The following is a 13718-nucleotide window of genomic DNA, read 5'->3' as shown; positions in this document are numbered from 1 at the left end:
GGCGCCGGGCAGGAGATGTGCCCGGCGCCGTGGCCGAGCCCCCCCCCGGGACCTCAGTCGCTCACGCGGGCTGGGTGGCTTCGGCCCGGAGGAAGCGCTCGTCCAGGACGAAGCCGGGGTCGACCTGCGCGGCGAGGTCGGCGCCGGTCTTCTCGTTTCCCCAGCTCTCCGCGTTCCTCAGGTGGAAGTGCACCATCTGGCGCGTGTAGCGGCCCCAGTCCCGTCGTTCGTACGAGTCCTCCGCCGCGTTCTGCAGGGTCTGCAGGGCCATTCGGTTGTCGGCCTCAAGCAGCTCGAAGCGTGCGGGGCGGCCCTTCTCCATGGCTCGGACCCAGTCGGAATGGCCGACGGTCACCAGCAGGTCGTCGCCCACCTCGGAGCGCAGGAAGTCCAGGTCGTTTTCGTCCTGCACCTTGTTACCGACGACCGCCAGATCCACGCCGAAGTCCCGCGCGTACTCCTTGTACTGGCGGTAGACGGAGACGCCCTTGCGGGTCGGTTCGGCGATGAGGAACGTCATGTCGAAGCGGGTGAACATCCCCGAGGCGAAGGAGTCCGAACCGGCGGTCATGTCGACCACCATGTACTCGTCGGGGCCGTCGACAAGGTGGTTGAGGCAGAGCTCGACCGCGCCGACCTTCGAGTGGTAACACGCCACGCCCAGGTCCGATTCGGTGAACGGCCCCGTGGCCATCAGCCGGATGTCGCCGTCGTCCAGCCGGACCGTACGGGCACAGGCGTCGAAGATCGGATTGTCCTCGCGCACGCGCAGGAGGCGCGAGCCCTCGCCCGGGGGTGTCGTCTTGATCATCGTCTCGGCCGAGGCGATGCGCGGATTGCTGCCGCGCAGATACTCCTTGATCAGAGGCAGCTCGGCGCCCATGGCGGGCAGCGCTGCGGATTCGTCCTCATCCAGGCCGAGCGCGGCTCCGAGGTGCTGGTTGATGTCGGCGTCCACCGCGACGACGTGGGCTTCATTGGCTGCGAGGTGGCGGATGAAGAGCGAGGACAGCGTGGTCTTTCCGCTGCCGCCCTTCCCTACGAAAGCGATCTTCATGTTCACCTAGGGTAGTCGATTGCTCGCTGTGGGTTGTCTCGTTTCGTGAAGAAGGCCACTCCCGGCCGGTAGGCGTGCGGGAGGCGCGTAGCCTCGCTACTTATGAGTACGACTTCCTCGGACCCGCTTGTCGCTCTGGGCGCTCTGCCGGGCGTGACCGACGCGGTGGACTCCGTGCGCAAGGCGGTGGACCGTGTCTACGGCCACCGCGTGATGCGGCGCCGCAGCAACGAGGTCACGGCGGAGGCCGCTCTGCGGGGCGCGCGGGGATCGGCCGCCCTGTCCGGAGCCGACTGGAACCTCGAAGAGGTGCGCCGGCGCACCGACTTCAGCAGCGACGACGAGGCGCGTGTCGTCGGGGCCGCGCTGCGCCTGACGGCGGAGGCGGGGCAGCTTCTGTCCATCTGGCGTCAGTCTCCGCTGCGGGTACTGGCCCGGCTTCACCTGGTGGCGGCCGGCAGTGCCGCCCCGGAGGACGCGGTCGGGCGGCCCCGGCTTGCGGGCGAACCGGTGGACGAGCCTCTGATCGAAGCCTCGCTGCCGAACGCGGACGAGGTCGCGGGCCGACTGGACGGCCTCAGCAGGATCATCCTTTCGGGGAGTGAGGCTCCCGCTCTGGTGACCGCCGCCGTCGTGCACGGAGAGCTGCTGGCCCTGCGCCCCTTCGGTTCGCACAATGGCCTGGTGGCGCGGACCGCGGAGCGGATCGTGCTGATCGGGAGCGGGCTCGATCCCAAATCGATCTGCCCGGCCGAGGTCGGGCACGCGGAGCAGGGGCGGGCGGCCTATGTCGCCGCCTTCGACGGCTACCTCTCCGGCACGCCGGACGGCATGGCCGCCTGGATCAGTCATTGCGGGCGCTCGGCGGAACTCGGCGTCAGGGAATCGACGGCGGTGTGCGAGGCCCTGCAGCGAGGCGCCGCATAGGCGCGGCCCCTGTTAGCCGTCGGCGTCGTCAGCCGCCGGCGTCGGCCGACGGCTGACCGGCAGGGCGTCGCCGGCGTGGGGGGCTGGACATGGTTGCGGCGGTACCGGTCTCGGTACCGCCGCTGGCACGTCCACCCGGTTACCAAGCGTCCTCGATATGTGCCCATCAGGTCGGAGTCTTTGCCCGCTCCTGGTGTGGCTGGCCCGTAATCGACGGGTCGACGTCGCGTGGGTGCCGGGTATTCATGCGCGGTCCGTGGGGCCTTGCTGCGTAATCAGGTCATCCTCACGGATGTCCTTGGTCTCGCGGGCCGTTGAATCCTTTGTACTCCAGGGGCTGCTGGAGCGGTAGTGGTGGCCACACTTCTTTACTTTTGGGTTCAATTACGGACGAGTTGGTTCAATCGGCCGCGTCAGGCGGTAGCCGCGCCGGCTCGTCGGCGGGCGGCATACCAGACGGCTCCCGCCGTGAGCGCGGCCGCACTCACGGCTGCCGCGGCCATGAGTGCCGGTCGCGGTGGCAGGGAAAACGCGGAGAGGCGCTGCTTGAGGCGGACGGGCCGGTCGAAGACGAGAATCGGCCACTCCCGAAGCGCGGCCTCCCGTCGCAGCGCGCGATCCGGGTTGACCGCGTGGGGGTGACCGACGGATTCCAGCATCGGGACATCGGTGGCCGAGTCGCTGTACGCGTAGCAGCGGGCCAGGTCGTATCCCTCGGATTCCGCGAGAGCCTTGATGGCTTCGGCCTTCGTGGGGCCGTACGCGTAGTACTCCACCTCGCCCGTATAGCAGCCGTCGTCGCCGACGACCATGCGGGTGGCGACGACGCGGTCGGCGCCGAGCAGCTCACCGATCGGCTCGACCACCTCGGCGCCCGAGGTCGAGACGATCACGACATCGCGGCCGGCGGTGTGGTGCTCCTCGATGAGGGTCGCTGCCTCGTCATAGATGATCGGATCGATCAGTTCGTGCAGGGTTTCGGCCACGAGCTCCTTGACCTGCTGCACGTTCCAGCCCTTGCAGAGCGCCGAGAGATATTCGCGCATCCGCTCCATCTGGTCGTGATCCGCACCTCCGGCAAGGAACACGAACTGCGTGTACGCGGTGCGCAGTACCGCGCGGCGGTTGATCAGCCCTCCGTGGTAGAAGGACTTGCTGAAGGTCAGTGTCGATGACTTCGCAATGACCGTCTTGTCCAGGTCGAAGAAGGCGGCTGTACGCGGCAAGAAGCGGTTTTCCACACGGCAGAGCATAGGGGCCCGCCATTCGGCGTAAACCCCGGCGCGTGGGTTTGCCTGAGAAGGGCCTCGGGTACACCATGGAAGTCACGGATCGTTCGCGACCGTGCTAACCCGGTCCGGCTCCTCCCCCCCCCGAGTCGGCCGTGGGGACGACCCCCGCTCTCCCCCCCGGCGGGGGTCGTCGCATGTCCGGACGCGGTTTGCCGCGCGGAATCGACCATTTCTCCTCCTTCTGCTCCTTGTCGGGCCTGCCCGCACCCGGCTCACTTCAGCGTGCGCCGTGACGCTGGGTAGCGAAAGAGTCGCACCGGGGAGTCACCGGTATGAGCGACGAAGTTATTCACAACCACTGAGTTGTCCACGGTTTTTGAGCAAGATCCACATGATTTCCGGAAGCGCTGCACCGTGATTCCACCTGTGAACTCCACGGGTACCGGAATCACCGTTCTCGGATGGGCTCCGAGATCGCCGCAACCACGGCGAGGGTGAGTGATGGAGGGGGAGAGCGTGGCTGAATCCAGTGCGCGGGGCCGGTGGACGGCTGTCACCACGCGGCGGGGTGGACCGCTGATCGTGACCGAGGATGTGGATCTCCTCGACGACCTGCTGAGACTGTGTGCCGCCGCCGGTGCGGAGCCGGAGGTGCATCACACGCTGCCGGACCATCGAGAGGGGTGGGAGCTGGCGCCCATGGTCCTCGTCGGCGACGACGCGGTCGCACGGTGCCGCGGCGCGGCGCGCAGGCGGGGCGTCATGGTCGTGGGGCGAGGCCGGGACGTGCCGGACGTGTGGCGCCGAGCCGTCGAAATCGGCGCCGAGTGCGTGATTCGGCTGCCCGACTCCGAGACGTGGCTTGTCGACCAGATCGCCAACGCGTCGGAAGGCGTCGGCCGGCCCGCGGTTACGGTCGGGGTGATCGGGGGCCGGGGCGGCGCGGGGGCGTCCACGCTGGCCTGCGCCCTCGCGGTGACTGCGGCCGGGGCGGGGCAGCGGACCATGCTCATCGACGGGGACCCGCTGGGCGGTGGCATCGACGTGCTGCTCGGCGGTGAGCGGGCGGAGGGCATGCGGTGGCCTGATTTCGCCCATTCAAAGGGGCGTGTCGGCGCGGGTGCGCTGGAGGAATCGCTGCCCGCGCTCCATGGGCTTCGGGTGCTCAGCTGGGGCCGGGACGACTGGGTGGTGATCCCGCCACCCGCCATGCGGGCGGTGCTGGCCGCCGCGCGCAGGCTCGGCGGGGTGGTGGTGGTCGATCTGCCGCGCCGGGTGGACGAAGCGGTGGCCGAGGCCCTTGCCCAGCTGGACCTGGGGCTCTTGGTCGTTCCTGGAGAGCTGCGCGCGGTCGCGGCGGCGAAGCGGGTGGCCTCGGTGGCCGGGATGGTGCTCGACGATCTGCGGGTAGTGGCACGGGGGCCGTACGCGCCAGGGCTCGACCCGCAATGGGTGGCCCGGGCCATGTGCCTGCCACTGGCCGGTGAACTCCCGCTGGAAAGATGTCTGTCGGCCGAGCAGGACGCCGGCGAGCCGCCTGGCGGCAACGCGCGCGGCCCGCTGGCCAAATTCTGCGCCGCTTTCTGGGAACAGGCGCTCGTGGGGGAGCGCGTCAGCGGCCCGGTCGCCGGGAGTACTCCATGACCGAGGCGTTGCTCGACGCGGTGAGGCAGCGGCTCGCGTCCAGCGGCACTGCTCCGACCCCGGCCGGGGTCGCCGCCGCCCTGCGGGCGCAGGGGCGACTGCTCGGCACGGCCGAGGTGCTCGGTCGTGCGGACGAACTCAGAGGGGAACTGATCGGCACCGGGGTTCTGGAGCCGCTCCTGGCCGACCCCGAGGTCACGGACGTTCTGGTGTCGGCGCCCGACCGGGTCTGGGTGGACCGGGGCGGCGGACTCGAACTCACCGAGGTGACCTTCGCGGACGCGGCCGCCGTCCGCAGGCTGGCCCAGCGGCTCGCGGCGGTGGCCGGACGCCGGCTGGACGATGCCAGGCCCTGGGTGGACGCGAGGCTGCCGGACGGCACCCGCATGCACGCGGTGCTTCCACCGGTATCCGTCGGGTCGACGTGCCTTTCGCTGCGGGTGGTCAGGCCCCGGGCCTTCTCACTGGCGGAACTGGTCGAGGCCGGGACCGTGCCGCCCGGAGGGGACCGAGTGCTGAGGGCCCTGGTGGAAGCAAAGGTCTCCTACCTGATCAGCGGCGGGACGGGGGCCGGGAAGACGACTCTGCTCTCCAGCCTGCTGGGGGCGGTGGGGGAGCGCGAGCGGATCGTGCTCGCCGAGGACTCAGCAGAGCTGCGACCGGATCACCCGCACGTTGTACGGCTGGAGTCGCGCCCCGCGAATCAGGAGGGCGCCGGACAGGTGACCCTTCGGGACCTGGTGCGACAAGCCCTGCGTATGCGTCCCGACCGGCTGGTGGTCGGTGAGGTGCGGGGTGGCGAGGTGACCGAACTCTTGGCCGCCCTGAATACGGGACATGAAGGAGGTTCAGGAACTGTCCACGCCAATGCGGCCGGACACGTTCCGGCACGGTTGGAAGCACTCGGTACCGCGGCGGGGCTGGACCGGCTGGCGCTGCACAGCCAACTGGCGGCCGCTCTGTCGGCCGTGGTCCACCTGGCTCGGGACCGGACGGGACGCAGGCGGATCGCGGACATCCATGTGCTGGAGCGTGATGCGGCCGGGCTCGTGCTGACCGTTCCGGCGCTGCGGTGGGGTGTCACGGGATTTGAGCGGGAGCGTGGCTGGGACCGGCTGTACGACCTCATCGGAGGTGCGCTGTGACTGGGGAGGCGGCGCACGTCGGGGTGCCGGACGTGGTGCACGCCGCAGCGCTGTGTCTGGCGATGGCGGCCTGGCTGGCGGTGATGGGACGTAGTCGGCCGCTGCGCCGGGCGCGAAAGCTGCTGACCGATGAGGGCGAGCGGTCGCCGTCCGGGGCGAGGTGGTGGAGGGTCCGAAACCGGATCGAGAGGCGCCTGAGAGGGCGGTGGGAGTGGCTGTGCATCCCGGTCGCCTCGGTGCCGGCGGCGCTCGGACAGTCCGTGCTGCCGTTGATCGCGGGGGCGGTCGCCGTCCCCCTGGCGCGGAGGTGGTTGCAGAACAGGCGGTCGCGCAGGGAACAGGAGACCCGGGCGAACGGGGTGGTGGACCTGTGTGGCGCACTGGTCGGCGAGCTCAGGGCCGGTCGCGAGCCGGGAGAGGCGCTGCTCGTCGCGGTGCGCGGCACGGACGTGATGGGCGACTCCGGATTCAACGTGTCGGCCGCCGCGCGGTTCGGGGGCGATGTGCCGCGAGCGCTCGTACAGGCGGCGGGTGAACCGGGGCTGGACGGTCTGGCCGGAGTGGCCGCCTGCTGGCGGGTGGCGGTGGGCAGCGGGGCCGGGCTCGCGGCCGGCCTGGGCCGGCTGGAAAGCGCGTTGCGTGCCGAGCGCCGGCAGCGGGATGAGTTGCGGGCGGAACTCGCGGGGGCGTGGTCGACGGTGGTGGTGCTCGCCCTGCTCCCCGTTGTCGGCCTGGGGCTCGGCGCCGCAATGGGCGCGGACCCGTTGAGGGTGTTGCTGCACAGCACCGCCGGTCTGGTCTGTCTGGTGACCGGCGGCCTGCTGGAGGCGTGCGGGCTCTTCTGGGCTGCCCGGATCGTCCGGGCGGGGGAAGCCGGATGAGCGCGTCAGCCGGAGGGGGCGTCCAGGTGGCAGAGGCCGTTGCGGTGGCTCTGTGCCTCTACGCGCGAGTGGTTCTTCCTTTGGCGCGTCGGCAGACCGGCCGGCGGGTGCGGCATCGGGGCGAGCGACTTCTGGCGGTGGAGCCGGCGGTTCCCGGCCTTTGGATCGGGCCGTTCCGGTCATCCGGGCCCCGGGTGGGCCGTATGGTCTCCGCCGGCCCGGTCGGACAGTGGGTGGTGCTGTCGGCGGTCGTGCTGACCGGGTGGTTCCTCGTGGGCGGCCTGGCGGGATGGGCGGTCGGCCTGGCCTCGGCCTACGCCGCGCGGCGGTGGCAGCGCAAGAGGCTCGGAGCCGCCTCGCGACTCGCCGCCGAGACCAAGGCCCGAACGGCGGAGGCCGCACGCCAACTGCCCATGGCGGCGGACCTGCTGGCGGCCTGCCTCTCCGCCGGTGCCGGTCCGCTGGAGGCGGCCGAGGCGGTGGGGGAGTCCCTGGGAGGTCCGGTGGGCGATCAGCTCGCCCGGACGACTGCGGAGATCCGGCTCGGCGGAGACCCGGTCGTTGCCTGGGGGAGGTTCGGTGAGATAACCGGGGCCGCCGCCCTGGCCGGCTGCCTGGACCGGGCGGGCTCGACCGGCGCCCCGGCGGCGGAGCCGGTGGCCCGGATCGCCGAGGCACTGCGGGGTGAGTGGGCGAGAGCGGCCGTGGCGCGGGCGCAGCGGGCCGGCGTGATGGTCACCGCGCCTGTGGGGCTCTGCTTCCTCCCCGCGTTCCTGACGTTCGGTGTGGCGCCCGTGGTGATCGGGCTGGCCGGTGGCCTGCTTCAGCCGGCTTAACCAGGAGGGCAAAGACGTAAGAGCGATGACGTAGGAGCAGTGCGCAAGAGCAGTTCAGTCGTGTCGTACGTAACCGATGTGTCGGGGGTTTGAAGTGATGCGCAAGATCAAGAACTGGACGCGGTCCGTGGTCCGTCTCGCACGGTCTCGGGGCGACAGCGGAATGACGACGTCCGAGTACGCGGTAGGCACGATCGCGGCCTGCGCGTTCGCCGCGGTGCTCTACAAGGTCGTCACCAGTGCGGCGGTGATGTCCCAGCTGCAGTCGCTGCTGAAGGGCGCGCTCGATGCGAAGTTCTGAGGCGGGGGCGGGGGGCGTCGGGCCGGGCGGAAAGAGGTTCGGCGATCGGGGAGCGGTGACGGCGGAGGCCGCCATGGTGATGCCGGTGCTGGCGCTGTTCGCTCTGGCGCTGTTGTGGGCGCTGATGGCCGCGTCGGCCCAAATCCGTTGTGTGGACGCGGCCCGGGCGGGCGCCCGTGCGGCAGCCCGTTCGGAGCCGGCCCCTCAGGTGCGGGAAGCCGCTCTTTCCGCCGCGCCCGGTGGGGCATCGGTCCAAGTGGAGCGGGCCGGAGAGCTGTGGCGGGTCACGGTGTCCGCTCCGACGCCCGGGCCCGAGCGCCTCGCCGTGACGTTGAGAGCGGAGGCGGCGGCCGCGTCCGAGGACGCGTCGGTGCCTGCGGTGGGCGCGCCGGACCCGGTGGTGGAAGGGGGCGGCCGGTGAGGGCGTGGGGCCGTTGTCGCTGGGGTGAAGTCTCGGACCGGTGGGGAGGGCGGCGTTGGGTGCCGGTGGGGGATCAGGGGCTGGCGACCGTTTGGGCGGCGGTGTCCACGGCGACGCTGTGCACCGTGTTCGCGGTGGTTCTGGCGCTCGGGCAGGTGGTGGCCGCCCGGCACCGGGCCGGGGGCGCGGCCGATCTTGCCGCGCTGGCGGCGGCGGACCGGGCCCTGCAAGGCGCGGGGCCGGCCTGCGCGTCGGCCGAGGAGGTGGCCAGGGCGCAAGGGGCGGAGGTGGTGCGGTGCGCGGTGCTGGGGGAGGTCGCCGATGTGACGGCCCGGGTGCGGTTCGGGCCGTACGCGCCGGAGGTCAGAGCCCGGGCGGGGCCGCCGGAGGAGGCTCCTCCGGCGGGCGGACCGCCGCTCCGGGCGGGGATCAGCGGGGCGGCCCGGGATCAGCGGGGCGGCCCGGGCCCTCCGGTGTAGGCCCCGGGCCCCCTGTCTCGGCGTCCGGGCCGTCGTTCTCGTTCGTTGCGCCCGGGCCCCCTGCCTCGGCGTCCGGGGCGTCGTCCTTGCCCGTCGCGCTCGGAGCCGTCTCCACATCGCCCAGGTCGTCATCGCTCGTCGCGCTCGGGGCCCCGGTCACCGTCCCGCCCGGCGCGCAGCGCAGGAGTTCTGTGAGGAGGCGGACGGCGCCTCGCTTGTGCAAGGGGTCGTTGCCGTTGCCGCACTTGGGGGACTGGATGCAGGACGGGCAGCCCGCGTCGCACTCGCAGGACGCGATGGCCAGGCGCGTGGCCGTCAGCCACTCGCGGGCGGTGTGGAAGGCGCGCTCGGCGAATCCGGCGCCGCCCGGGTGGCCGTCGTACACAAAGACCGTGGGCAGCAGGGTGTCGGGATGCAGCGGCACGGACACCCCGCCGATGTCCCAGCGGTCGCAGGTGGCGAAGAGGGGCAGCATGCCGATCGAGGCGTGTTCGGCGGCGTGGAGCGCGCCGCCGAGGATCTCGGGGTTGATCCGGGCCGCGTCGAGCTGGTCCTCGGTCACGGTCCACCAGACGGCGCGGGTGCGCAGGGTGCGGGGCGGCAGGTCCAGCTTGGTCTCGCCGAGCACCTCGCCGGTGATCAGCCTGCGGCGGAGGAAGGAGACGACCTGGTTGGTGACCTCGACGGACCCGTAGCAGAGGCGGCCGTCTCCCCAGGGGATCTCGGTGTCGGTGTCCAGGACGGCGATGGAGGTGGTGTCGCGGGCGGTGGTCGAGTACGGCGGGTCGGCCTGTTCGACCAGGGCCACGGAGTCCTCCAGGTCCAGTGTGCGGACCAGGTAGGAACGGCCCTGGTGGAGATGGACGGCGCCCTTGTGCACGGCACTGTGGGCGGCGGACTCGTCCACGGTGCCCAGCAGCCGGCCGGTGCCCTCCTCGACGATCTGGACGGGGCGGCCGCCCTCGCCCCGGATGTCGGTGAGGTCGGCGGCCCGCTCGCGCCGGGTCCAGTGCCAGCCCGACGGCCGTTTGCGGAGCAGCCTGGCGGTCTCCAGCTGGGGGAGGAGCCCGGGCGCGGCCGGGCCGAAGAGCTGGAGGTCGTTCTCGGTGAGCGGAAGCTCCGCGGCGGCGGCGCAGAGGTGGGGGGCGAGGACGTACGGGTTGTCCGGGTCCAGGACGGTCGACTCCACGGGCTGCTCGAACAGGGCCTCGGGGTGGTGGACGAGGAAGGTGTCCAGCGGATCGTCGCGGGCCACCAGGATGGCGAGGGCGCCCTGCCCCGCGCGACCGGCCCGGCCCGCCTGCTGCCAGAGGGAGGCCCTGGTCCCCGGGTAGCCGGATATGACGACGGCGTCCAGCCCGGAGACGTCGATGCCCAGTTCGAGGGCGGTGGTGGCGGCGAGGCCCAGGAGGCTGCCGGAGTGCAGGGCGCGTTCCAGGGCGCGGCGCTCCTCGGGGAGGTATCCGCCGCGGTAGGCGGCGATCCGGGAGGGCAGGGAGCGGTCGACCTCGGCGAGGCGCTCCTTGGCGATGACAGAGATCAGCTCGGCGCCGCGCCGGGAGCGTACGAAGGCGACCGAGCGGACGCCCTGGAGGGTCAGGTCGGTGAGCAGGTCGGCGGTCTCGGCCGTGGCGGTCCGGCGTACAGGGGCGCCCTTCTCGCCGTGCAGCTCGGTCAGCGGGGGTTCCCACAGGGCGAAGACCAGTTCGCCGCGCGGGGAGGCGTCGTCGGCCACCTCCGTGACGGGGAGGCCGGTGAGGCGGCCGGCCGCGAGGGCGGGCTCGGCTGAGGTGGCGGACGCGAGGAGGAAGACGGGATCGGAGCCGTAACGGGCACAGAGGCGGCGGAGCCGGCGCACCACCTGGGCGACGTGGGAGCCGAAGACGCCCCGGTAGGTGTGGCACTCGTCGATGACGACATAGCGCAGGAAGCGAAGGAAGGAGGACCAGCGGGGGTGGGCCGGAAGGATGCCCCGGTGCAGCATGTCGGGGTTGGTGAGGACGTAGTTGGCGTACTGGCGCACCCACTCGCGTTCCTCGACCGGCGTGTCGCCGTCGAAGACGGCGGGCCGGATGCCGTTGCCCAGCGGGGCCGCGAGCGCCTTGACCGAGCGTCGCTGGTCGGCGGCCAGAGCCTTGGTGGGGGAGAGGTAGAGAGCGGTGGCGCCGCGCCCGTTCGGCGCCTCGGAGCCGTCCAGGAGGGCGCTGAGGACCGGGGCGAGATAGGCCAGGGACTTGCCGGACGCCGTCCCGGTGGCGATCACGACGGACGTGCCGTCCAGCGCGTGCTCCGCGGCGGCCGCCTGATGGGCCCAGGGATGGTCGATGCCGGCCTTCTGGATGGCGGCGATCACTTCCGGACGGATGCGGTCGGGCCAGACTGCATGGGTTCCCGCACGCGGGGGCAAGTGCTCCGTATGAGTGATGCGCGCGGACCGGCCCGCCCCTGCGGCGAGCCGGTCGAGGACCATGTCGGGAGAGGGGCGGGAGCCCCCGCTCCCCGGGGGTCGACTGGGGCGTTGATTCTTGGCCATCGGCACCGAGTGTGTCACTGGCGAGGCGGACAATGGTCCGAAGGCGTCGTGCATGGCTGCCGGTAAGTGATTGAATGCCATCGCGGCTGGCGATCCGTCCCCCGGCTCCGTCGGGGAGACCGAGGGGCGACCGCTCGATAGCAAGGTGCTGGAGGATCCGTGGACCTGTCCTTGTCGACTCGCAATGTGTCCGGCCCTGGTGGCGACCGTACGGTCGTCGAGGTCGGTGGCGAGATTGATGTGTATACCGCGCCCAAGCTGCGCGAGCAGTTGGTCGAGTTGGTGAATGACGGCAGCTACCACCTGGTTGTCGACATGGAAGGCGTCGACTTCCTCGACTCCACCGGCCTCGGCGTGCTCGTGGGCGGCCTGAAGCGGGTGCGGGCCCATGAGGGCTCGCTGCGCCTGGTGTGCAACCAGGAGCGCATTCTCAAGATTTTCCGGATCACCGGTCTGACCAAGGTGTTCCCGATCCACACCACGGTCGACGAGGCCGTCGCGGCCACCGACTGACGTCCGGTCCGGCGCCGGCCCGGGTTCGTGCCGGTCCGGCGCCGGCCGGCCTGCGGCAGGCTCCCCAGGGAGCCTGCCGGGGCGGCCGTGATGGTTCCGCCGTCGCCGGTGGGTGTGCCCGGGGTGCCGGGATCACTCGGTCGGCGGCCCGTGGCCGGATTAATTGTTCGCCCTGTTCGTCAGCCGCCCGATCCGTCCGGGAGAGTCCGCTCGACGCCGGGAGCCAGGGTCCGCAGGGGCCCGGGGCTTCGGGCCGTGCGGCCTGCCCCTGGCATGCACATACGTACGTTCGAGGGGGATCGCATGGCCACCGTTGAACTCCGCTTCAGCGCCCAGCCCGAACACGTCAGGACCGCCCGTCTCGTGGCGGCGGCCGTGGCGCGCAGGGCCGGAGTCGACGAGGCCGTGCTCGACGAGGTCCGCCTCGCCGTGGGCGAGGCGTGCAGCCGCGCCGTCGGCCTGCACCGCAGCCACGGCATCACCGCTCCCGTGACGGTCCGCCTGATCGAGGAGGAGAAGACCTTCGCCATCGAGGTCGGGGACGAGGTGCCGGGCCCCGGCGCCGACGGCTCCGTTCCCGGCGGTGTCTCCGGGCGTGGCGAAGGGCTCGATGAGCCCGAAGCGGACGACGAGGACGAGATGGGCCTCGCGGTCATCAGCGGCCTCGTGGACGACGTGGAGGTCAGGTCCGGTACGGATGGCGGCGTCATCCGGATGAGCTGGCCGAAGACCCCGGTCGCCGTCCTTCCCTGAGCGGGGCTGCTGCCCGTCGCGGGAAACGTGGAATCAATTCCCTCTTCTGCGCGTGCTTCTGACGTCGCGTCCGGCCGTTCGCCGTCGCGCGCGAGTGAGGAATCGTTCACGTGTTCGCCTTGGTGGGGGCCGTCCGGGTGAGTTGCGTATCCCTCATTTCCCTTGGTGCAAATGGCTGCAAAAGCCTCCTTATCGGACGCCTGGCACCCGGATGGAGGGCGTTCGACGTGTAAGTTCCGGGGCCGAGAGCCTTGGAAGGGACCAAACCGGTGAACAAGAAGCTTGCAGCCGCGCTGTCCGGCGGAGCGGTACTCGTACTGGCACTGTCGGGCTGCAGCGACGACAGCGACGACAAGGTGAACGACTGGGCGAAGAAGGTCTGCGACCAGGTTCAGCCGCAGCTGCAGAAGATCGCGAACGCCAACGCGTCCATCCAGCAGCAGACCTCCGACAACAGCAAGCCCGCGGACGTCCAGAAGACCGACTCCGCGGCCTTCCAGCAGATCTCGCAGGCGTACAAGGCGCTGGGCTCGGCCGTCGATTCGGCGGGTCCGCCGCCGGTGGACGACGGCGAGACCACGCAGAAGGAGGCCGTGAAGGAGCTCAACGCCTCCTCCGCGGCCTACGCGAAGCTCCAGGGGAAGGTCGACGACCTGGAGACGAAGGACCAGGGCAAGTTCGCCGACGGCCTCAAGGGCGTCGCGGAGGAGCTGAACAAGATCAGCACCAGCGGTGACCAGGCGCTGCAGAAGCTCCAGTCCGGCGATGTCGGCACCGCGATGGCCAAGCAGGAGGGCTGCCAGAAGCCGACCGCCTCGGCGTCTCCCTCGGGCGGCTCGGCGGACGACTCCGAGCCCTCCGCGAAGCCCTCGACCGAGCCGTCGAAGGAAGCGTCTCCCTCCGCGTCCGCCGGCAAGAAGGCGTAACCGGGCGGCCGGAGCCACGGCCCGCGGTGAGCGTACGGAGACCGGGTGAGCGGCCCGGCCACCCCGGGGA

The 13718-nt window shown here is 71.4% G+C and carries 14 protein-coding genes; 11 read left to right on the top strand and 3 right to left on the bottom strand.

The features are described 5' to 3' along the window. Nucleotides 1-61: 61 nt before the first annotated feature. Nucleotides 62-1057 (bottom strand): ATP-binding protein, encoded by a 996-nt coding sequence (locus tag ACFZAT_RS15650; protein ID WP_391264600.1) that lies wholly within the window; start codon nucleotides 1055-1057, stop codon nucleotides 62-64. 102 nt (nucleotides 1058-1159) lie between these two features. Here ACFZAT_RS15650 and ACFZAT_RS15645 point away from each other — a divergent pair, with 102 nt between their 5' ends. Next, a complete protein-coding gene (locus ACFZAT_RS15645) occupies nucleotides 1160-1984 on the top strand; it encodes an oxidoreductase (protein ID WP_391264598.1) in 825 nt (274 codons plus the stop codon). Between the two features lie 413 nt (nucleotides 1985-2397). Here ACFZAT_RS15645 and ACFZAT_RS15640 read toward each other — a convergent pair whose 3' ends face one another. Beyond that, nucleotides 2398-3237, bottom strand: coding sequence for an HAD-IB family hydrolase (locus ACFZAT_RS15640; protein ID WP_391264596.1), 840 nt, complete (start codon nucleotides 3235-3237; stop codon nucleotides 2398-2400). 561 nt (nucleotides 3238-3798) lie between these two features. On the opposite strand from ACFZAT_RS15640, the gene ssd reads away from it, so the two are divergent. The 7 genes from ssd (at nucleotide 3799) to ACFZAT_RS15605 (ending at nucleotide 8923) form a co-directional block, all read left to right on the top strand. Continuing rightward, entirely contained in the window at nucleotides 3799-4860 is a 1062-nt protein-coding gene (ssd, locus tag ACFZAT_RS15635; RefSeq protein ID WP_391265018.1) for a septum site-determining protein Ssd, read from the top strand. Further along, nucleotides 4857-6005 carry a TadA family conjugal transfer-associated ATPase gene (locus ACFZAT_RS15630; protein ID WP_391264594.1) on the top strand — a complete coding sequence of 383 codons (1149 nt, stop codon included), beginning with the start codon at nucleotides 4857-4859 and terminating at the stop codon, nucleotides 6003-6005. Before ssd ends, ACFZAT_RS15630 begins: the two co-directional genes overlap by 4 nt. Continuing rightward, the gene (locus ACFZAT_RS15625) at nucleotides 6002-6886 is read left to right on the top strand and encodes a type II secretion system F family protein (protein ID WP_391264591.1); all 885 of its coding nucleotides are present in this window, start codon (nucleotides 6002-6004) and stop codon (nucleotides 6884-6886) included. The genes ACFZAT_RS15630 and ACFZAT_RS15625 overlap by 4 nt, the downstream gene beginning before the upstream one ends. After that, on the top strand, nucleotides 6883-7722 hold the full coding sequence (locus ACFZAT_RS15620) for a type II secretion system F family protein (protein ID WP_391264589.1): 840 nt from the start codon (nucleotides 6883-6885) through the stop codon (nucleotides 7720-7722). Before ACFZAT_RS15625 ends, ACFZAT_RS15620 begins: the two co-directional genes overlap by 4 nt. A gap of 97 nt (nucleotides 7723-7819) precedes the next feature. Then, nucleotides 7820-8023 (top strand): DUF4244 domain-containing protein, encoded by a 204-nt coding sequence (locus ACFZAT_RS15615; protein WP_391264587.1) that lies wholly within the window; start codon nucleotides 7820-7822, stop codon nucleotides 8021-8023. A 55-nt stretch (nucleotides 8024-8078) separates the two neighbouring features. Then, nucleotides 8079-8444: a TadE family type IV pilus minor pilin gene (locus ACFZAT_RS15610; protein WP_391264585.1), complete on the top strand. Its 366-nt coding sequence runs from the start codon at nucleotides 8079-8081 to the stop codon at nucleotides 8442-8444. Between the two features lie 59 nt (nucleotides 8445-8503). Beyond that, nucleotides 8504-8923: an Rv3654c family TadE-like protein gene (locus ACFZAT_RS15605; RefSeq protein ID WP_391264583.1), complete on the top strand. Its 420-nt coding sequence runs from the start codon at nucleotides 8504-8506 to the stop codon at nucleotides 8921-8923. Here the strand turns inward: ACFZAT_RS15605 and ACFZAT_RS15600 are convergent. Further along, on the bottom strand, nucleotides 8874-11537 hold the full coding sequence (locus ACFZAT_RS15600; protein ID WP_391264581.1) for a DEAD/DEAH box helicase: 2664 nt from the start codon (nucleotides 11535-11537) through the stop codon (nucleotides 8874-8876). The two genes, ACFZAT_RS15605 and ACFZAT_RS15600, sit on opposite strands and share 50 nt — an antisense overlap. Before the next feature lie 78 nt (nucleotides 11538-11615). Between ACFZAT_RS15600 and ACFZAT_RS15595 the strand changes: the two genes are divergently transcribed. The 3 genes from ACFZAT_RS15595 (at nucleotide 11616) to ACFZAT_RS15585 (ending at nucleotide 13648) form a co-directional block, all read left to right on the top strand. Beyond that, the gene (locus ACFZAT_RS15595) at nucleotides 11616-11969 is read left to right on the top strand and encodes an STAS domain-containing protein (RefSeq protein WP_003967428.1); all 354 of its coding nucleotides are present in this window, start codon (nucleotides 11616-11618) and stop codon (nucleotides 11967-11969) included. A gap of 303 nt (nucleotides 11970-12272) precedes the next feature. Continuing rightward, the gene (locus tag ACFZAT_RS15590) at nucleotides 12273-12722 is read left to right on the top strand and encodes an ATP-binding protein (RefSeq protein ID WP_391264579.1); all 450 of its coding nucleotides are present in this window, start codon (nucleotides 12273-12275) and stop codon (nucleotides 12720-12722) included. A 269-nt stretch (nucleotides 12723-12991) separates the two neighbouring features. Then, nucleotides 12992-13648, top strand: coding sequence for a small secreted protein (locus tag ACFZAT_RS15585; RefSeq protein ID WP_391264577.1), 657 nt, complete (start codon nucleotides 12992-12994; stop codon nucleotides 13646-13648). The last annotated feature ends 70 nt before the right edge of the window (nucleotides 13649-13718 follow it).

The sequence above is a fragment of the Streptomyces sp. NPDC008163 genome (assembly GCF_042956885.1).
Classification (GTDB): Bacteria; Actinomycetota; Actinomycetes; order Streptomycetales; family Streptomycetaceae; genus Streptomyces; species Streptomyces drozdowiczii_A.
This window is presented reverse-complemented; position numbering and strand designations above follow the sequence as displayed.